This window comes from Nocardioides sp. P86 (genome assembly GCF_023712465.1).
Taxonomy (GTDB): Bacteria; Actinomycetota; Actinomycetes; order Propionibacteriales; family Nocardioidaceae; genus Nocardioides; species Nocardioides kribbensis.
Genome location: NZ_JAMAYE010000002.1, coordinates 1255359 through 1274604 on the forward strand (window position 1 = coordinate 1255359; position 19246 = coordinate 1274604).

Consider the following 19246-nt stretch of genomic DNA (forward strand, 5'->3'; position numbering starts at 1 on the left):
CGGCCCTTCGGCGCCACGAGGCGCAATGATTATCGTTCTCATCAAGCCTGCCAGACGGCGCCCCCGCCCGTCACATCGGGCCTTGCGCCGCCCCGGGGCGGGTGGCATGGTGAAGCAGCCCCGAGCGATCGCTCGGCCCACGTTCAGGAGCCTCGTGTCCGATCACCCCGACCTCGTCCTGCCCGCCCCCTCGGCCCGCGCCGTCGAGCTGCACGACCGGATGGTCGCGTTCATGCGCGACCACGTGCTGCCCGCCGAGACCACCTACGCCGAGCAGGCCTTCGCCGGCGGCCCCGACGACCACCGCGTGCCGGCGGTCATCGAGGACCTCAAGCGCACCGCCCGCGAGCAGGGGCTGTGGAACCTCTTCCTCCCCCACGAGTCCGGGCTCACCCAGCTGGAGTACGCCCCGATCGCGGAGCTGTCCGGCTGGAGCAACGACCTCGGCCCCGAGGCCATCAACTGCCAGGCGCCCGACACCGGCAACATGGAGCTGCTGCACCTGCTCGGCACCGAGGCCCAGCAGGAGCGCTGGCTGCGCCCGCTGCTCGACGGCGAGATCCGCTCGGCCTTCGCCATGACCGAGCCCGACGTCGCCAGCAGCGACGCCACCAACATCGCCACCCGCATCGAGCGCGACGGCGACGAGTACGTCATCAACGGCCGCAAGTGGTGGACCTCGGGGGCCATGGACCCCCGCTGCGCACTCTTCGTGGTCATGGGCAAGACCGACCCCGAGGCCGTCCGGCACCGCCAGCAGACCATGGTGATCGTGCCGCGCGAGACCGCCGGGGTCACCGTGGTGCGCGACCTGCCCGTCTTCGGGCACCACGACCAGCACGGCCACGCCGTCGTCACCTTCGAGGACGTCCGGGTGCCGGTCGCGAACGTCGTGGGCGAGGAGGGGGGCGGCTTCGCCGCCGCCCAGGCCCGGCTCGGCCCCGGCCGGATCCACCACTGCATGCGCGCCCTCGGTGCCGCCGAGCGCGCGCTGGCGCTGCTCGTCGCCCGCGCCCAGCAGCGCGTCGCCTTCGGCTCGCCGCTGGCTGACCAGGGCGTGGTGCGTCAGCAGATCGCCGAGTCGCGCCTGGAGATCGACCAGGCCCGCCTGCTGTGCCACCGCGCCTGCCACGTCATCGACACCCAGGGCAACAAGGCGGCCGCCTCCCTGGTCGCGATGGCCAAGGTCGCGGTGCCCCGCGCCGCCACCGCCGTCATCGACCGGGCCATCCAGGTGCACGGCGGGGCCGGCGTCACCGACGTCACGCCGCTGGCCGCGATGTACGGCTGGCACCGCGCCATGCGGCTCTTCGACGGGCCCGACGAGGTCCACCTGCGCTCGATCGCCAAGGCCGAGCTGGGCCGCGAGCCGGTCCTGCCGCCGGGCTCCACCCGGGTCTGAGCCGGCTGCGGGGCCGGCCGACGCCGGCTAGCCCCGCAGCTCGCGGCGCAGGATCTTGCCGGTGACGGTCTTGGGCAGCTCGTCGATGACGACGACCTGGCGGGGGTACTTGTAGGCCGCCATCCGCTCCTTGCAGTGCGCGATGAGCTCCTCGGGAGTGGCGCTCGCGCCGGCCTTGAGGCTGACGAAGGCCTTGACGGTCTCCCCCCGCACCTCGTCGGGCACCCCCACGACGGCGGCCTCGCGCACCGCCTCGTGCTCGGCGAGGACGTCCTCGACCTCGCGCGGCCAGACCTTGTAGCCGGAGGCGTTGATCATGTCCTTCTTGCGGTCGACGATGAAGATCCAGCCCTCGGGGTCCATGAACCCCACGTCGCCGGACCGCAGCGCCCCGCCGGGCAGGTTGGCCGCGGTCTCCTCGGGCTTGCCCCAGTAGCCGGCCACGACCTGGGGCCCGTCGGCCACGATCTCGCCGACCTCGCCCAGCGGCAGGTCCTCGCCGTCCTCCCCTACGATCCGCACGACCGTGCTCGGCACGGGCACGCCGACCGAGAGCGCCCCGGAGGTCGGGTCGACCGGCGAGGGGGCGCCGAAGGGCGTGAGCGTCATCGGGCTGGTGGTCTCGGTGAGGCCGTAGGCGTTGTGCACCTGGAGCCCGGTGCGGGCCTTGAAGGCCCTCTCCGCGGTCGGCGAGATGGCCGCGCCGCCGGAGTAGACCGAGGTGAAGGAGGCGAAGTGGTCCTCGGTGAAGTCCGGGGAGTTGAAGAGGGCGTTGAAGGCCGTGATCGCCCCGATCGTGTACGTCGGCCGGTGCTCCAGCAGCGCGTCGAGCACGACCTGCGGCTCGAAGCGGTAGGCCAGCACCAGCGGCAGGGGCGCGGCGAAGCTGATCGCGATGTGGCCGATCAGCCCGGTGATGTGGAAGAGCGGGGCGATGCCGAAGACCGAGCCGCCGCGGGCGAAGCGCGCCCGGTCGCGGTAGACGCGCGCGGTGAAGACGACGTTGCGGTGGGTGTTCATCGCCCCCTTCGGCACCCCGGTCGTGCCCGAGGTGTAGGTCAGGAAGGCCACGTCGTCGGGCGCCAGCTCCACCGGCGGGGGCCGCTGGCCCCGGCGGGCCTCGAGGAACTCCACGAGGTCGTCGGTGCCGGCGTGGCGCTGGCGGGAGACCCCCGCGAAGAGCCGCGGGTCGTGACGGGTCTGGTAGTCGAGCTCGCTGGTGGTGAGCACCAGCTCGACCGAGGATCCCGGCACGACGTCGCGCGCCACCTCGTCGTAGAGCGTCTCGAGCGCGACGAGCACCCGCGCCCCGGAGTCCTGGAGCAGGTAGGTCAGCTCCCGGGCCCGGCTCATCGGGTTGATCGACACCATGACCCCGCCGGCCTTCCAGGTCGCCAGCAGGCACACCACGAACTGCGGCACGTTCTGCAGGTAGACCGCGAGCCGGTCGCCGCGCTCGAAGCCGCTGTCGAGCAGGGCCACCGCGAGCGCGTCGCTCTGGGCGTCGAGCTCCTCGCGGGTCAGCACCCCGTCGAAGTACCGCACGGCGTCACCGGTCGGGTCGGCGGCGAGACCGGCGCGGAACATGGCCAGGCCGTCGGTGTGCTCGGGCTCCAGGTCGGCGGGCTCGCCGGCGTAGAGCCCGAGCCACGGGCGCTCGTCGTAGACGCTCATCGGGTCTCGGTGCCCCTCACTTGATCGCGATCGGGTTCACCGGGGCGCCGCTGCCCTGGGCCACCTTGAGCGGGGCGGCGGCGTAGAAGAACTCGTAGCGACCGTCCTCGGCGCAGTCGGCCGCGAGCCCCTCGAGGTCGGCGATCTCGGTGAGCGTGACGCCGAGGTTGCGCATCAGGGCGTTGTGGAGCACGAGGGCGACGCCGTTGTTGGGGTCGAAGGTGACCTCGTTGGCGATGGTGTCGGTGACGAGGTTGGGGATCTCCATGTCGGCGAACCACTGCACGAGCTCGGGGCTGTAGACCAGGCCCGGCTCGCAGAAGCCCTCGTAGAACTTGTCGCCGAGCTCGAAGAAGAGCTGGAGGTAGTTGGTGCGGATGACGAGGATGTCGCGCTTGCGCAGCTCGACGCCCTGGGCCTCGGCGCAGGCGAGGAGGTCCTCGTGGGTGTAGGTCTCGGCCGCGGCCAGCGTCTGCTTGCCGCGGAAGCGGGCCATGTCGAGCAGCACGGCGCGACCGACCACGCCCCGCTCGGCGATGGGCTGGATGCTGGCCTTGTCGAGGCCGCCGATGGTGGTGCGTGCGTCGTAGCCGTTCCAGAGCTGCCCGCCGTACCAGACGTGGCCCAGGGCGTCGTACTGCGTGGAGCCCTGGAGGAAGGCGTTGATCTTGTCGTCGGCGTAGTGCAGACCGCCGGGGAAGGCGGGTCCGTCGTCGCCGTCCCAGTTCGACTCGTCGAGGATCTGGGTGCGCTCGGCCGGGGTGCGGCCGGGCCACACCGGGTCGCCCTTCGGGTCGCCGATGAGGCGCTGGAGGGTGAAGACCTTGCCCGAGCTGATCAGCCCGGCGGCCGCGACGACCTGCTCGGGGCCGAGGTAGTTCAGCCCGCCGACCTCGTCGTCGGGACCCCACTTGCCCCAGTTGGTGGGCGAGTCCTTGAGGAGCTCGTCGAGCGGGGGCACGGTGGAGTCGGTCATCTGTCCTCCTGGACGCACGGACCGAGCGAGCGAACGCACACTCGGGTTTCACTATGACGCGCCTCACAGTGCAAGACCACTGGACTGCTGTCAAGGGTCGAGCAGGCCCTGGCGACGCGCTCCGGCGCAGGGGAGGAATTCAGGGATGCTGAAACGTGCGACCTGTGCCAGGATCGTCGCCGCGCCCGACCGCCACGCCGCCAGGCGACCCGGACCGAGAGGAGCCACCGATCACCGACCCCACCCCCGACCACCGCTCCGCGCTCGGCCTGGCCGTGCGGGCGCTGCGGCACCGCCGCGGCCTGACGCTGCGTCAGCTCGCCGACGTCCTCGGCGTCAGCTCAGCCACGCTGAGCGCGATCGAGAACGGCAAGACCGGGGTCTCCAGCGAGCGCGTCGCCCACCTGGCCGAGGCCCTCGAGGTGCCGGTCGACCACCTCTTCGGCGGCGCCGGCGACGGTCCGACGGCCGCCGCGCCGTCGCGATCGGCGCCCTCGGTGGAGCACTGGCGCCACCTGCCGCCGCTCGAGCTCGACGCCGCGCTGGCGGGGGCGCTGTCGTCCTTCCTGGAGTTCGGCTACCACGGCGCGACCATGCGCACGATCGCCGAGCGGGCCGGGCTCTCGGTGCCCGGGCTCTACCACTACTACGCCAGCAAGCAGGAGATGCTGGTCGCGCTCCTCGACCTCACCATGCACGACCTCCGGGCCCGCACCGCCGCCGCCCTGGCCGAGGGGCACGACCCCGTCAGCCGGTTCACCAACCTCGTGGAGTGCCTCGCGCTCTACCACACCCACCGCCGCGAGCTGGCCTTCGTCGGGGCCTCGGAGATGCGCAGCCTGGAGCCCGGCGCGCGCGAGCGGGTGGCCGCCCTGCGCCGCGCCGAGCAGGCGCTGGTCGACGTCGAGGTCGAGGCCGGCGCGCGCGCCGGCGTCTTCGCCACGACCCGCCCCCACGAGGCCGCCCGCGCGGTCGTCACGATGTGCACGGCCCTGGCGCAGTGGTTCCGACGCGACGGCGCCGCCACCGCCGAGCAGGTCGCCGAGCAGTACGTCGACTTCGCCCTCGGGCTCGTCCGCCACGACCCCTCGCGCGCGGCTCAGGGCTGAGCCGGCTCCAGCCCCAGCCACGCCGCGAGCCGCTCGACCTCCGTCTCGACCCGCCCTCGCAGGTCGGCGTCGAAGGCCACGTCCTCGTGCACGGCGTCGACGTGCAGGACTCCCCCACGACGGTCGGCGGTGGCATCGACCTTGCCCACGAGGCGCTCTCCGTCGAGCACCGGCAGCGCCCAGTAGCCCCAGCGCCGTGAGGCCGCCGGCTTGTACATCTCCAGCACGTAGTCGAAGGCGAAGAGGTCGGTGAGGCGACGGCGGTCCTTGACCACCGCGTCCAGCGGCGAGAGCAGCACCGTGCGCCCGGCCAGGGGCTCGTCGGCACGCGCCAGGGCGACGGGGTCGACCCGCCAGCGACCGCGCAGGCCCTCGACCACGGCCGGCTCCCCCGGCGGGGCGCCGAGGGCGCCGGCCCCCGAGCGCTGCCGGTCGAGGCCCAGCGAGACGAGGGTGCGGCGCGCGCGCTCGGACCAGGCCTGCTCGAGCGGCACCGGCGCCTGGTCGAGGTAGACGCGCTCGGCGAGGTCCCAGAGCGCCTCCCTGCCCTCGCGACCGGCCGCGGCGACCTCGCCGCGCTGCACCATGAGGTCGAGCAGGCGGCGCAGCGACCGGTCGTCGTTCCAGCCGCTGGAGGTCCACCGCACCGCGAACCGCGTGGTCAGCGCGCTCGCCGGCAGCGGGCCGTCGGTCCGCAGCCGGTCGAGCACCTCGCGGCGGCTCTCGTCGTTGGCCTCGACCCAGCCGGCGAGCTGCTCCTGCCAGGGCCGCAGCTCCCCCGGCCCGGGCCAGGCCGCCATCTCGGCGCGCCACAGGGCGACGTCCTCGGCCGGCACGGCGAAGCCGCGCAGGTCGACCACCCGCTGCTGGGCCAGGAGGTCCTCGAGCTCGCGGGGGTCGTAGTCGTCGCCGATGCGGCTCCAGAGCACGAGGTCGGCGCTCGGCGCGACCGCCGCCGTGGGGTCGAGCTGGAGGCGGGTCAGGTGGCGCAGCGTGGCGAGCACGTCGTCGGGCCGCGGCCGCCCGAGCAGCTGGGCCCGCAGCGTGATCCGCCGGGCCTGCTCCTGCGAGAGCCGGTGCACCTGCGCCATGCGGCGACCCTAGGCCCCCACCATCGCCCGGGGCCACGGCCCGGCCGACCGGATCGGTCCGCGATGATCGGGCGCGAGGGGTGCCGGGCCAGCGAGGCTGGTGAGCGGAAGGAGGGACCCGTGATCGCCGTGCTCAACCTCGCCGTCGACGCCGTCGAGGCCCAGCTCGCCGACGACCCGTCGCTGGCCGTCGACGTCGCCGCGCTCGCCGCCCGCGGCGGCACCAGCGAGCACCACCTGCGCCGGATGTTCGCGTCGCTGGCGGGCATGCCCCTGTCGGACTACGTGCGGCGCCGGCGCATGGCGCTGGCCGCGGCCGACCTCGTCGGCACCGACGACGACCTGCTCACCATCGCGGTCCGCCACGGCTACGGCTCGACCGAGGCCTTCGGGCGGGCGTTCCGCGCGGTGCACGGCGCCGGTCCGGGCGACGTACGACGCCACGGTGGTCCCACACGCACACAACCACGACTCAGGTTCCACCTGAGCGTCGAAGGGAGCGTCCCCATGGACACCCGCATCGTCACCCTGCCCGCCCTGCACCTGGTGGGCCACGCCGCACGCGTGCCGCTGGTCCACGAGGGGGTCAACCAGGCCATCGCCGACCACGTCGCCTCCCTCCCCGCAGGGTCGTTGGAGGACCTGAAGCGCCTCAACGACGTCGAGCCGCGGGGCGTGCTGTCGGTCAGCGACGACCTCGACCCCGACCGCGCCGAGGGCACCGAGCTGACCCACCTCCAAGGCGTCGCCACCACGTCGGCTCCCCCGGCGGGCCTCGACGTCCTCGAGGTGGCGGCCGGCACCTGGGCCGTCTTCCGCACCGAGGGCCCGCACCCCGCCGCGCTGCAGGACACGTGGGCCGCCACCGCCACCTCGTGGACCCCTCGCAGCCGTGGCGCCTGCGCCCCGGCCCCGAGATCGTGGCCGTGCAGGCCTACGACGCCGCGGCCGGCACGGCGACGTGCGACCTGTGGCTGCCGGTCGAGCCCACCTAGGGGCTGGTGGGGGCCCGGCAACAGACGTAGCAGACGCAGCAGAGCCCCCTCGGCGGTGCCGAGGGGGCTCTGCGTCAAGAGGGCTGGACCGCGGTGGGGCTGCGGACCGGTGTGTGGTGGGGGCTTCCCCGAAATCGCACTTCAGGCGTAAACCGCGACCGCTCGATGCCGACGGCGCCGCGGCTGCACACGCCCAGCGCGAAGTTTGCACACACCCACCTTTGTCCTGCTGTGGGCGCCGCGTGGAGCGAACGTCAGGCGTACCGGATCTTGCCGACCTTCGTCGACGAGAGATCAGGCTGCGCCGCTGCTTGCCGTACCCGACGATCGACGACTTGCCCTTGGTCACGCTACGCGAGCCCTCGATTGCTGCAATCCGGACTACCGCCTTGGGCTTCTGGTCGATCATTCCAGGCAATCCTGACCGCGCTACGGATCAACCCTCGCTGACACACCCCGGTGGCACGACCCACGACTCGGGTCGGACCGGCCCACGCGGCGCGACTTGCCCACGCACCTGAGGAGCGAGGCGGTCTCAGTCGAGCTGCAGGGCCGCCGCGCCGAGGAACACCGCGATCCGGTGGTCAATCCGCTCGTCGCGGTCGGGCAGGTCGTCGCGGTAGCCAGACGGCTCGTCGACTAGCTCAAAGGTGCCCTCGCCCGTACTGCCGAGCGTGACGAGTTCCTCATCCCCGTCGCGAGCTTCGGCGAGTAGACCGCGAATGTCGGCGTGCGAAACCGAAGCTCCTGAGCGCACGAAGGCTGCGGGCACGCGCACGATCTGCGGCCAGTTCCTGCGGCCGCACTCATCCAGTTTGGTCCAGAGCGACTGCCACGGGATGGTGCGATGCCGCTTGCCATCAGCCCACTTCGTCAGGCGGGTTCCGGTCTTGAAGCTGAAGCGAACGAGGCTGGCTTTGGATGTTCCGCCGGCGTGGTAGTTGGCGAGTTGGGTGCTGAGGATCGCGGCGACGTCGTCGGTCGTCATGGCTACCGTCCAAGACGCGAACCACCACGGAGTAGGGGTGTAGCTGTTCGCGCGTCCGAAGCCGAGTTCAGCGACAGGTAGCCCGGCTGCCGTCGCAGCAGCTTCCAACGTGTCGGTCCAGTGCGGAACTGGGAAGACGTAGAACGGCCGGAGGTGGTACGGCTTCGCCAAGTAGTTGTCGAGCTGCCACAGGTCAATCTTGACGTCATGAACGTCGCCCTTGGTTTTGAGCGTCGTGGTCTTGAGCTCCAGTTGGACGGCCTTGCCGGCAGACGGGGGGAGGTAGCCGACGTGGATGTCCTCTCCGGAGGTGGGCCACCACAGTGCTGCGTGCGACCGGTAGCGATACGTCAGATAGATGCTCGCCCAGTGTTCGAGTGTCTTCTCCGGGACCGACACCACCATGGGGCGGACGGTAGCGGCTATCGCCCCTGGCTGTCTGGGATCTGGATACGCTGTGCTCCCGCAACATGTGAGGTCGAGGGGAAGGAGGTCATGTGTCCCACGGGACCTACTACTGCAGCCGCTGCGACAGGAACCATCGGTACGACTCGCAGATCGGGCGAGAGCATGGCCACCTTGGGGCCAGCGCGGCTCCGGCGCGTCGTCCTTCGTTTCCCACTCGGCCCGCGCAGCCATCGCGGCCTCGCCCAGCCGCCCCGACCCCGGCCCCAAACCCTGCTCGCGCATCGGGTCAAGGCAGGCCGTCCGCATCCGGGCAACATGTGGTGCAGCGGCCCAACGGCCGCCGGCCGTTGCAGGATCAGCGGGGGCATAGGTATCAGGATCCGCGAGAGCGCGCGCTTCGCCGCGTCGCCGGAGACAACGTCTCCGACGCCATCGTCACGCTGCTCTTCGACCCCACGTCGAGCTACGGCCTCTTGGCCGACAAGCTCCTTGACAAAGTGCCGTGGTACCGACGGAACAACCGCGGCCACTGGCTGTGCAAGCATCTTGAACGAGCCAGCGAAGCGATCGACCTAGGCACCTACACCAGCATGCTCGGGAAGGATCTCGCGGGACTCATGGAGCAGAGCGGTCTCCCGCGCTTTGCAGCACAGGTGATCGCGAAGTCTGCGGCTTTCGGCGCAAGCAGAGCCGTAGGCGCAGCGTCGGGGCTCGCCCACGTGCAGCTGGGGTTGCGTCTGCTGATCCCGCTGGTGTGCCCGAACTTCGACACGTGCCCGGCTCAGGCCACTTCGTGCAAAACGCTGCTGGAGCCCGGTGTCGAGGACATGCTGCGGTCGGCGGTTCGCCCAGTCGCGTAGGCGCCGCGGACGATCCTCAACCGCGCCTGACGCGATGACGCACGCCCATCTGGCTGCTCGACTGCACCTGGCGATCTCCACCATCGCTCACGCTTTGCGGCGCTCATCCAGCGAACACCCGACCGTCCTACTCACCTCTGACAGACGGCCGACGTCTCCCAAGCCGGTTAGGGCAATCGGGCCCATCTTCCACATCGCTGCGAGATGAGAATCGCGCCCACGTCGACGAGGACAACGCTTTGACTGAAACCACCTCCCTGTTCGACATGCTCACCGTGCGGCCCGAGGCGCCTCCACTTACAGCGTTTCGTCCCCGATGTGCTGTAGACCCCAGGCCGGACTTGGACGCCGACGACCCAAGCGCCCGACCCGAACTGTTCCGCCTGCACAGGCGCGGAAGCGGGCGTCGAAGGATGCGCCGTGGGCGACGGCTCAACGCTTGCCGGCGCCGGCGACGGCGCCGATGATGCCGTCTCGCTGACATGGGAGTTGCTGCCCTCGGCTCCGAGCAAGGCGACCGCGCGAGCCGCTCCCAACCCGAGACCGCCGCTCATGACGACGGCTGCCGTCGCGGCCGCCACGCTCCGCCAGTTCATCTGGCGTCACCTACCGTTCCGGCGTGTACGAGGCGAACTGCACCGAAGGATCGTAGCCCCGCACTAGGGTGCCGTGGACGATTGTCCAGAAGGAGAATTCATGAGCTACGGCTTCCGCATCTTCAAGATCAAGTTCACTCCCGACCGGAAGCTCGCACCAGACCTTCACTTCGACAATCCACTGTTCGGACCCGACGGTGCGCGAGGGGCGGTCGCCAGCGCATGTACGAAGTTGCACCAAAGCTCCGGCGACGCGGATACGAAGAAGGGTGCCTACTTCAAGGTAGTGGAGGCCCAGGAAGGCGGTTGGATGATCGCCGTCCTAGGCTCGGGCGGTTCCTTTGGGATCCAGCGCGACGTTATCGACACGACAACTGGTCAGTACAAGGCGCCCATCGCTCCGGACGACGCCGTACTGGATCGGATGCATCTCCTCCTCCTCATTCCTCCGAACGGGGATAGCGGGTTGCTGGTCGCAGAAACCAGCGGCCGCAGTCATCTCACCCCTGGCCTCACGCGTGCGCTCAACCTTCACCTCAAGGGGCGGGGAGTGAAGTTGAGGCTCGAGGACGACTTCACGGACGCAGAAGCCTGGAGTCAGTTCCTGGATCAGTCGAACATCGACGTCAAGGCAGTCGAGCTGGTGCAGACCCACAAGCCCGCCCAGGGCGTCTCGTTCGGTGATAAGTCGATCGCTCGTGCGGTCGTCACCCTGCAGCTTGCGAAGGGCGCACAGGCGAAGTCCGGCCTTCTGAAGGAACTGAAGAAGGCTCACAAGAAGGGGAGCAAGCCCCAACTGACTGGCTTGATCGGCCTGCAAGCGGCGGCGGACGACGACTTCGACGAGCAACGCGTCGTATATGTGCAGAACGGCCGCCAGCGCCGGATCACGGTTGCATCCAGTTGGCCCGCCTTCATCTACGAGCTGGGGGATACTCCACCGTCGCGTCAAGAGCTCCTCGACGGCTGTCGGAGCGAGGTGCAACACTTGCTGACTCAGATGCAGATCGGGCGGCCGAACGACTGGTGGCCCACGGGGGCAAACATGAAGGCACTCTGAGCGATCGAGGGGTGGGGCAATGGCGGCCGACGTCTACAGCGTCATGCCGGTCATCCGCAGACACTTCGCGTCGATGGCGGACGACGGAGGCGGCGGGGGTGGCCGGCGCCGCACGTGGGTCATGTTGGCAGTCGTACCCGCGTGCTTAGGAGCCTTCGCAGGCGGGCTCGTCGCAGGCGGCCTTGATGTGCGGGATGGAGTGTCCCAAGCCTTAGCCGCCACCGCCCTACTCGTCGGCGCCATGCTCAGCCTCTTCGTGTTTATCACGAATTTGCGGGTGAAGGTTGCCGAGAGCCCGACCTACGCCTTTCGCACTCGCCTACATCACCTCCTGGGTGGAACGGCGGCCGGCTGCCTCTATGTTGCGCTGGCTGCGCTCGTGGTCGCTGGCGAGTTGACCCTCGTAGCTACTGTCGGCGCCCTCCGATCTGAGGTCGCCCAGCCGATCGTCGTTGGCGTCGTTGTGTCGTCCTTAACGCACCTAGCCCTCAACCTCCTTAACGTCGTTCGCCGTCTTTTTGGCACATACTTCGAGCTTTTCGCCAGCGACTTCGATCCGAGTATCGAAACTCTTCCCGAAGAAGAACCGGCTCAACAGCAGCCCCGCTTGTCTGACACGAAGCATCACTAGGAACTGCATAACGAAGCCGACGTTCACCGGCCATGCGACCACGTAGGCGCAGTTCCGGCACGAGGGTTCCTGAGGCGCAGGATCGCGTAGACAGACTTCTCGGCATGTCGGTGACGATTCATGAGGTCTCGGTGGGCTCCAGGAGACGGCGCTAGACACATTCTAAGACGGCCTCCACAGCGCCCGGGATGGTCGTCATCCTGCACAACTGCACCAACGCTCGCTGGCCGTTCGGTAGAACCGACACGAGTCTGCGCGGGCCTGTGGGTCGCAACTGCCGTCGGCCCGTCAGATTGCAACCAGCCGATCCGACCCTGCCGCTGGACGCCGGGCGCCGGGCGCCGGGCGCCGGGCGCCGGGCGCCGACGAACTTAGTCAGGCCTCCGGCGACCCGGCGCCGCCACGCACCTCTCGGATCTGGCTCACCAGTCCGCACTGCCGGGGGGCCTCCTCTCCGGCGCCACGACACACCACAAGGAGCGGCAGCCCGACGTAGCACTGGATGAGCTTTCCCAGCAGCAGCCATTCGCCTACTGCAGACCTGGCGCAATGAGTCGGGTCGGCGATCTTTAAGCGCCGGCGGCCAAGATCAACCAGGTAGCGCGTACCTGCGGCGGTGACTTCCCAGACGCCGCCAACCGCGTCGGCGAGCCGCACGTGATCAGTACCCGCCCGCCCCTAGAGGCTGCGTGTTGGAGTCGCCGACGAGCGCCCGGAGCCGACGAAGGAGCGGGCTCGCCTCGAGCCAGTCCGGCGGCGCGGTGCGGAGGAGGAGATGCCGTCGGGCGGACTCCGCTGAGTCGATGCGGCCGGCCACCTCGTCGAGGTAGAGCCATGCTCCCGCCTCGACGACCCAGTTCGGGGTCGTGCGGCGTAGGTAGTTGATGACGTTGGCCCGGTAGGCCGGCGTCAAGTCCTCAAGTGGGTGGACGTGGCCACGGACGTCGACCCAGATCTGGTCCCGGAGGATGCAGCGCTTGTCGATCGATCCGGCTTCTTGGTTCGTCGGCGGGTACGGCGTGCAGGTCGGCTCGTCGGCGCCGGCGAGCAACTCAAGAAGTGTGAGCGGTTCATCGGTGAACTTGGGCAGGTCGGGGTGCCCGGTCGGGTCTCGTCGGTGATCATTCATGTGCACTCCCCTGGTCTCGGGCTGGCACCGGTGCGCCGCCGCGACCCCGTCGTCCGCGGGCGGCGTCTCAGTCCGGGGCGGCGCGACTGTGCTCGTAGTCCGGGTGGAGGCAGTCGGGGCGGCACCGTCGCCTGCGGCGTCGCGGCGCCTAGTCCGGAGTCGGCGTGGCAGGGTTCGCGAGACGCGCGCTGTCCGGCCGGTTGGTCGGTAGGTCGTTAGGCTCGTCGACGAGACTCCACCGGACGAAGCGAGAGCGTGATGCCCCAGGAGGCCGTTGACCCGTTCCTGATCAGCGTGACCGGCGTCCGTGTCTTGGCGCGCTACTACCTTGAGCTCACCTTCGACACCGGCGATATCAAGGTCATCGACATGGAGCTGCTCATGTGGGGGCCGGTCTTCGAGCCACTGCGCGCGGACTACCTCCTGTTCTGCCAGGTCGCCGCCGACCCTGTATCGGGGACCGTGGTCTGGCCAAACGGTGCCGACTGGGCGCCCGACGAGCTGTACTCGAAGTCTAAGGCGGCCGTGCCGGACTGAGCCCGAACGCCATGAAGCGGCCTCGGGGCCGCTCATGCAGGCGGGCTCGCCGGCGCCGGCGAGCAACTCGAGGAGCGTGAGCGGTTCATCGGTGAATTTGGGCAGGTCCGGGTGACCAGTCGGGTCTGGCTGGTGATCCTTCGTGTGCACTCCCCTGGTCTCGAACGGCCACCGGTGGGCCCGCCGCGGCTCCGGCGCCCGCGGATGGCGTCTCCCGTCCGGTGCGGCGCGACTGTGCTCATAGTCCGAGTGAGGCAATGGGGTCCGGCGCGGTCGCCAGTGCCGCGGGGCGCCTCACAAGCAGCCGGCCTGCCCGGGTTCCGGAGACGTGACCTCGGGGCGTGAGAGAGGATGCCGCTCATGTCGGTGACGATCCATGAGGTTCTCGGTGGGCTCCGGGAGACGGCGCTGGACACCCGGGACAAGGGCGACCGGTTCGAGCGGCTGGTGCTGAACCTGCTGCGCACCGAGAAGGAGTGGACGACCCGCTTCTCCGAGGTGTGGCTGTGGAAGGACTGGCCGGGCCGCAACGGGCGACCCGACACCGGTATCGACCTCGTCGCCAAGCACCGCGACCGCGACGGCTACGCCGCGATCCAGTGCAAGTTCTACGACGCCGAGCACCGGGTCTCCAAGGGCGACCTCGACACCTTCCTGGCCGCCTCAGGCGGTGAGGAGTTCGTGTCGCGGTACTTCTTCGACACCGCCGACAACTGGAACACCAACGCCAAGGAGACCGCCGCCTACCAGGCGGTTCCGGTCCAGCGCGTCGACCTTGCCTACCTCGCCGAGGCACGCATCGACTGGGAGCAGTACTCCTGGGAGACTCCCGAGGTCCTGGTCTCGCTCGGCCCGAAGCACCTGCGACCTCACCAGGAACGTGCCCTGGCCGACGTCCGTGCCGGCCTGCAAACCCATGACCGGGGCAAGCTGATCATGGCCTGCGGCACCGGCAAGACCTTCACCAGCCTGCGGATCGCCGAAGAGCTGGTCGGTGCCGGCGGCCGGGTGCTGTTCCTGGTGCCCTCCATCCAGCTGCTGTCGCAGTCGCTGCGCGAGTGGATGCAGGAGGCCACGGTCGACATCCGCCCGTTCGCGGTCTGCTCCGACGTCCGGGTCGGACGCAAGGTCAGCGACGACGGCGACATCTCGGTCATCGACCTGACCGAACCGGCCACCACCGACGCCGACAAGCTCGTTCAGAGAGTGTCGACCGGCCGGCACGCCACCCCTCGCATGGACGTGGTCTTCTCCACCTACCAGTCCATCGACGTCATCGCCGAGGCCCAGAAGAACGGGCTCGCAGACTTCGACCTGATCATCTGCGACGAGGCCCACCGCACCACCGGCGTCACGCTCGCAGATGTGGACGAGTCGGCGTTCGTGAAGGTCCACGACAACAACGTCCTGCGTGCCGCCAAGCGGCTGTACATGACCGCGACCCCGCGGGTCTTCGGTGAGGAGGCCAAGCGCAAGGCTGTCGACGCCGACGCGGTCCTGGCCGACATGAACGACGAGACCATCTACGGACCCGAGTTGCACCGCCTCGGGTTCGGCGACGCCGTAGAGGCCGACCTGCTCACCGACTACAAGGTCCTCGTCCTTGCCGTCGACCAGTCGTACGTCGCGGAGAACTTCCAGCAGGCGATGGCCAGCACCGGTGAGATCGCATTGGACGATGCCGCCAAGCTCATCGGGTCCTGGAACGGGCTGGCCAAGAACTTCGGTAGCACCGCCGCGGGCTCCGACGACACCGCTGGCGTGGACCGGGCGCCCATGAAGCGCGCGGTCGCATTCGCCAAGGACATCCGGTCCTCCAAGCAGGCCGCCGCATCCTTCCCCGCCCTCGTCGATCGCGCCATCGACGGAAACACCGACCCCGCCCGCTCCACCACGCCACGCGTCGAGGCTGAGCACGTCGACGGCACCATGGGAGTCCAGGAACGCAACAAGCACCTCGCCTGGCTCTCCGAGGAGCCGCCGGAGGGCGTCTGCCGGATCCTGACCAACGCCCGCTGCCTCTCCGAGGGCGTCGATGTTCCCGCGCTGGACGCGGTCATGTTCCTCACCCCCCGCGGCTCCCAGGTCGATGTCGTGCAGTCCGTTGGCCGCGTGATGCGCAAGGCGCCGGGCAAGCAGCTGGGCTACATCATCTTGCCCGTCGTCATCCCCGCCGGCGTCGCACCCGAGGACGCCCTGCGCGACAACGAGCGCTACAAGGTCGTCTGGCAGGTCCTGCAGGCACTGCGATCCCACGACGACCGCTTTAACGCGATGATCAACCAGATCGAGCTCAACAAGGGCCGCACCGACCGGCTGATCATCGACCTCGTTACCCCGCCACCCGAGCCCGGGCAGGTCATCGGCGGCGACCACCCCGCCGACGACCCCGACGAGATCGCGCGGCAGCGCACCGAGCAGCTCATGCTGTCCTTCGACATCGACGCCTACCGCGACGCCATGCACGCCCGCATCGTCGCCAAGGTCGGCGAGCGCCGCTACTGGGAGACCTGGGCCAAGGACGTCGCCGACATCGCCGCCGCCCACACCGTGCGGATCAAGGGCCTCATCAGCAACCCCGAATCCAACCCGGCCAAGGAGTTCGAAGCCTTCCTCGACGGCCTGCGCGCCAACCTCAACGAGTCCATCACCGCCGACGAGGCGATCGACATGCTCGCCCAGCACCTCATCACCCGCCCCATCTTCGAGGCGCTCTTCGCGGGCTACGAGTTCACCAAGCACAACCCCGTCGCCCAGACCATGGAGCTGATGCTCGCCAGCCTCGACGAGCACAACCTCGAAGCAGAGCAGCAGTCCCTCGACAAGTTCTACGACTCCGTACGCCGCCGCGTCGAAGGCGTACGCGACGCCGAAGGCAAGCAGCGCGTCATCGTCGAGCTCTACGACAAGTTCTTCTCCACCGCCTTTCCCAAGACCGTCGACCGCCTCGGGATCGTCTACACCCCCATCGAGATCGTCGACTTCATCCTCAACTCCGCAGACCACGTCCTGCGCGAGGAGTTCGGCCAAGGCCTCACCGACGAGGGCGTCCACATCCTCGACGGGTTCACCGGCACCGGAACCTTCGTCGTCCGGCTCCTGCAGTCGGGCCTCATCGAGCCGCATGATTTGGCCCGCAAGTACGCGGGTGAACTGCACGCCAACGAGATCCTGCTGCTCGCCTACTACATCGCCGCGGTCAACATCGAGACGACCTACGCCGCCATCGCCAACGGCGACGGCCAAGCGGCCGGCACATACGAGCCGTTCCCCGGCCTAGTGCTCACCGACACCTTCCAGTCCTACGAAGACGGCGACCGCGACGACCTCGGGATCTTCCCCGGCAACAACGAACGCATCGAACGCCAGCGCCAGTTGCCCATCACCGTCATCGTCGGCAACCCGCCCTACTCCGTCGGTCAGGACTCCGCGAACGACGACAACCAGAACGCGAAGTACCCGACCATCGACACTGCGATCCGCGACACCTACGCCGCACGGTCGAGCGCGCGGTCGACACGCACGATGTACGACTCCTACATCCGAGCAATCAAGTGGGCGAGCCTCCGGATCAAGGACCGCGGAGTCATCGCGTTCGTCACCAACGGCGGTTTCCTCGAAGCGAACACCGCAGATGGCATGCGCAAGACGCTGACGGATGAGTTCACGTCCATCCACGTACTGAATCTGCGAGGCAACCAACGCACCGCTGGTGAGGACTCGCGGAAGGAGGGCGGCAAGGTCTTTGGCTCCGGTTCCCGCGCGACCGTTGCGATCACGGTTCTCGTGAAGAACCCTGACTCGGCCGGCCCGAGCGAAGTGAAGTACACAGACATCGGCGACTATCTCTCGCGAGAGAACAAGCTCGCCAAAGTCGCTGAAGCTCGATCGTTTCAAGGTCTCGACCGAATCACGCTGCAGGCGAACCAACACGGTGATTGGCTCTCACGACGCGACGCCCGCTTCGATGCGTATGTGCCCCTGGGCGACAAGTCTTCGCCTGTCGATGGCGTGTTCCGTATCTACTCGCTCGGCCTTGCCACAGGGCGGGACAGTTGGGCCTACAACTTCTCCGCTGCCGACCTCCGGGCAAACGTTGTTCGGATGATCGACAACTACAACGACGAGGTCGCGCGCGCCTCAATCGATGGAGATCACCAAGTCGATCGCGACCCCACCCGCATCAGCTGGAACCGCAACCTGGATGCCGACTACGCGAAGCGTAGGAGGCACGACATTGACCCTGGCGGCTGGCGGATCAGCACCTACCGGCCGTTCTGCAGGCAACGGAGCTACTTCTCCAAGAGCATGAACGCGATGCAGTACCAGTTGGCTCGCGGCTTCCCCACTGCGGCGCACGAGAACCTCGGCTTCGTGTGCTCAGCACCCGGCGCGGCCGCGCCGTTCTCGGTACTGGCGCTCACCACGATCCCTGACTTGGTCGTCGTGGGCGCAGGCAACCCGACTCAGTTCTTCTCGCGCTGGACATGGGAAAGACTGGACGAAGGCACCCTCGAGTTTGGCGATGCCTACAACGTCCTAGACGGATACCGGCGCATCGACAACATCACCGATCAAGCTCTACGCCGCTGGCAGACTGCCTATGGTCAGGACTGGACGAAGGACGACGTCTTCTTCTACTGCTACGGGCTGCTGCACTCGCACGACTACCGCGAAACCTACGCCGCCGACCTCAAGAAGACTTTGCCCCGGATCCCACTTGTCGCTTCCGCCGCGGATGCTCGGAGCTTCGCCGACGCGGGCCGGCGCCTCTTTGACCTCCATGTGAACTACGAGTCGGTCCCCGTCTTCCCTCTGGACGGGCTTGACGCCACGCCAGCAGAACCGGGTGCCGAGGCGGCGCACCGCTTCTACGCGGTCGGCGACAAGAAGATGCGGTTCGGGAAGCCGACGGACGCACAGAAGGCAGCGGGCGAGAAGTACGACCGCTCGGTGATCCACTACAACGAGAACATCACCTTAGGCGGGATCCCTGAGGAGGCGTACCGGTACCAGCTCGGCGCCCGATCGGCGATCGAGTGGATCATCGATAGGTACTACGTGAAGACGGACAAGGCTTCGGGCATCGTGAATGATCCGAACGACTGGTCCCGCGAGGTTGGCGACCCGCGCTACATCCTCGACCTGCTAGCACGGGTCGTGACGGTGTCCGTCGAGACGATGCGGATCGTCGAAGCCCTGCCAGCGCTCGTCGTCGACGCCGACCTCAGCGCGGATGTCGGTGACTCATGTCACTCTTCTTCCGAATCGGAAGGAGGTGAAGATGGCAAAGGGTGACGTGGACACGTACTACGAAGACGGCCAGTGGAAGAACAAGGTCGAGGGCAACTCGCGTGCTTCCAGCGTGCATGACACGAAGATGGACGCGCAGGCTGCCGGTCGCGACATGGCGAAGGATCGCGGCGTTGAGCACGTGATCAAGAACATGGACGGCAGGATCGGTGGCAAGAACAGCTACGGCGACGACCCGCGGTCAAGCAAGGGCTGAGGTGGCCCGGCCGCTCGGGCGGCCGGGCACCCGCCGACCGCACTCACGCGTAGCCGCATTGGGGTCGTCGCTTCAGTCAGTCGGACTGGATCGGCCGGCATTGGGGCATTGCGACCCGGTCCTCGGGTCTCGGCACCCCGGCGCTCTTCTGCGTGGCGTCGCTCGGCCGTCTGGGTATCACCTCCTCTCGGGACGGCCGGCAGGTCACGCGTGGACTGTGCGCCGGGGCGTTGCATGAAGTTGTCAAGGTGCGCGCTGCGTACCGGGCCTGCCGTCAGGTG

General features: G+C 68.8%; 15 protein-coding genes. 9 read left to right on the forward strand and 6 right to left on the reverse strand.

Annotation, left to right across the window (positions count from 1 at the left end):
• Window positions 1-154 precede the first annotated feature (154 nt).
• Window positions 155-1402, forward strand: coding sequence for an acyl-CoA dehydrogenase family protein (locus M3673_RS13335; protein ID WP_251534250.1), 1248 nt, complete (start codon window positions 155-157; stop codon window positions 1400-1402).
• Between the two features lie 27 nt (window positions 1403-1429).
• Here the strand turns inward: M3673_RS13335 and M3673_RS13340 are convergent, their stop codons facing one another.
• Complete coding sequence (locus M3673_RS13340; protein ID WP_251534251.1) at window positions 1430-3076, reverse strand: AMP-binding protein; 1647 nt, start codon at window positions 3074-3076, stop codon at window positions 1430-1432.
• Between the two features lie 16 nt (window positions 3077-3092).
• Entirely contained in the window at window positions 3093-4052 is a 960-nt protein-coding gene (locus M3673_RS13345) for a cyclase family protein (RefSeq protein WP_251534252.1), read from the reverse strand.
• Between the two features lie 164 nt (window positions 4053-4216).
• Here M3673_RS13345 and M3673_RS13350 point away from each other — a divergent pair, with 164 nt between their 5' ends.
• Entirely contained in the window at window positions 4217-5161 is a 945-nt protein-coding gene (locus M3673_RS13350; RefSeq protein WP_251534254.1) for a TetR family transcriptional regulator, read from the forward strand.
• Here M3673_RS13350 and M3673_RS13355 read toward each other — a convergent pair.
• Window positions 5152-6252 carry a DNA glycosylase AlkZ-like family protein gene (locus M3673_RS13355; RefSeq protein ID WP_251534255.1) on the reverse strand — a complete coding sequence of 367 codons (1101 nt, stop codon included), beginning with the start codon at window positions 6250-6252 and terminating at the stop codon, window positions 5152-5154. The two genes, M3673_RS13350 and M3673_RS13355, sit on opposite strands and share 10 nt — an antisense overlap.
• A gap of 120 nt (window positions 6253-6372) precedes the next feature.
• On the opposite strand from M3673_RS13355, the gene M3673_RS13360 reads away from it, so the two are divergent.
• A complete protein-coding gene (locus M3673_RS13360) occupies window positions 6373-7398 on the forward strand; it encodes an AraC family transcriptional regulator (protein WP_251534256.1) in 1026 nt (341 codons plus the stop codon).
• Window positions 7399-7782: 384 nt separating this feature from the next.
• Here M3673_RS13360 and M3673_RS13365 read toward each other — a convergent pair whose 3' ends face one another.
• Window positions 7783-8640 carry a hypothetical protein gene (locus M3673_RS13365; RefSeq protein WP_251534257.1) on the reverse strand — a complete coding sequence of 286 codons (858 nt, stop codon included), beginning with the start codon at window positions 8638-8640 and terminating at the stop codon, window positions 7783-7785.
• Between the two features lie 320 nt (window positions 8641-8960).
• Here M3673_RS13365 and M3673_RS13370 point away from each other — a divergent pair, with 320 nt between their 5' ends.
• The 3 genes from M3673_RS13370 to M3673_RS13380 all read left to right on the forward strand — a co-directional run bounded on the left by M3673_RS13370 (window position 8961) and on the right by M3673_RS13380 (window position 11790).
• Complete coding sequence (locus M3673_RS13370; protein ID WP_251534258.1) at window positions 8961-9503, forward strand: hypothetical protein; 543 nt, start codon at window positions 8961-8963, stop codon at window positions 9501-9503.
• A gap of 696 nt (window positions 9504-10199) precedes the next feature.
• Window positions 10200-11159: a hypothetical protein gene (locus M3673_RS13375; protein WP_251534259.1), complete on the forward strand. Its 960-nt coding sequence runs from the start codon at window positions 10200-10202 to the stop codon at window positions 11157-11159.
• 241 nt (window positions 11160-11400) lie between these two features.
• Complete coding sequence (locus M3673_RS13380) at window positions 11401-11790, forward strand: hypothetical protein (protein ID WP_251534260.1); 390 nt, start codon at window positions 11401-11403, stop codon at window positions 11788-11790.
• A 375-nt stretch (window positions 11791-12165) separates the two neighbouring features.
• On the opposite strand, the gene M3673_RS13385 is transcribed toward M3673_RS13380, so the two are convergent.
• Both M3673_RS13385 and M3673_RS13390 read right to left on the reverse strand, forming a co-directional pair.
• On the reverse strand, window positions 12166-12447 hold the full coding sequence (locus M3673_RS13385; RefSeq protein ID WP_251534261.1) for a hypothetical protein: 282 nt from the start codon (window positions 12445-12447) through the stop codon (window positions 12166-12168).
• Window positions 12448-12451: 4 nt separating this feature from the next.
• Window positions 12452-12919 (reverse strand): hypothetical protein, encoded by a 468-nt coding sequence (locus M3673_RS13390; RefSeq protein ID WP_251534262.1) that lies wholly within the window; start codon window positions 12917-12919, stop codon window positions 12452-12454.
• A gap of 258 nt (window positions 12920-13177) precedes the next feature.
• Between M3673_RS13390 and M3673_RS13395 the strand changes: the two genes are divergently transcribed.
• The 3 genes from M3673_RS13395 to M3673_RS13405 all read left to right on the forward strand — a co-directional run bounded on the left by M3673_RS13395 (window position 13178) and on the right by M3673_RS13405 (window position 18965).
• The gene (locus tag M3673_RS13395; protein WP_251534354.1) at window positions 13178-13456 is read left to right on the forward strand and encodes a DUF2442 domain-containing protein; all 279 of its coding nucleotides are present in this window, start codon (window positions 13178-13180) and stop codon (window positions 13454-13456) included.
• 360 nt (window positions 13457-13816) lie between these two features.
• The gene (locus M3673_RS13400) at window positions 13817-18754 is read left to right on the forward strand and encodes a type ISP restriction/modification enzyme (protein WP_251534263.1); all 4938 of its coding nucleotides are present in this window, start codon (window positions 13817-13819) and stop codon (window positions 18752-18754) included.
• Complete coding sequence (locus M3673_RS13405) at window positions 18741-18965, forward strand: DUF2188 domain-containing protein (protein WP_251534264.1); 225 nt, start codon at window positions 18741-18743, stop codon at window positions 18963-18965. The genes M3673_RS13400 and M3673_RS13405 overlap by 14 nt, the downstream gene beginning before the upstream one ends.
• Window positions 18966-19246: the final 281 nt, after the last annotated feature.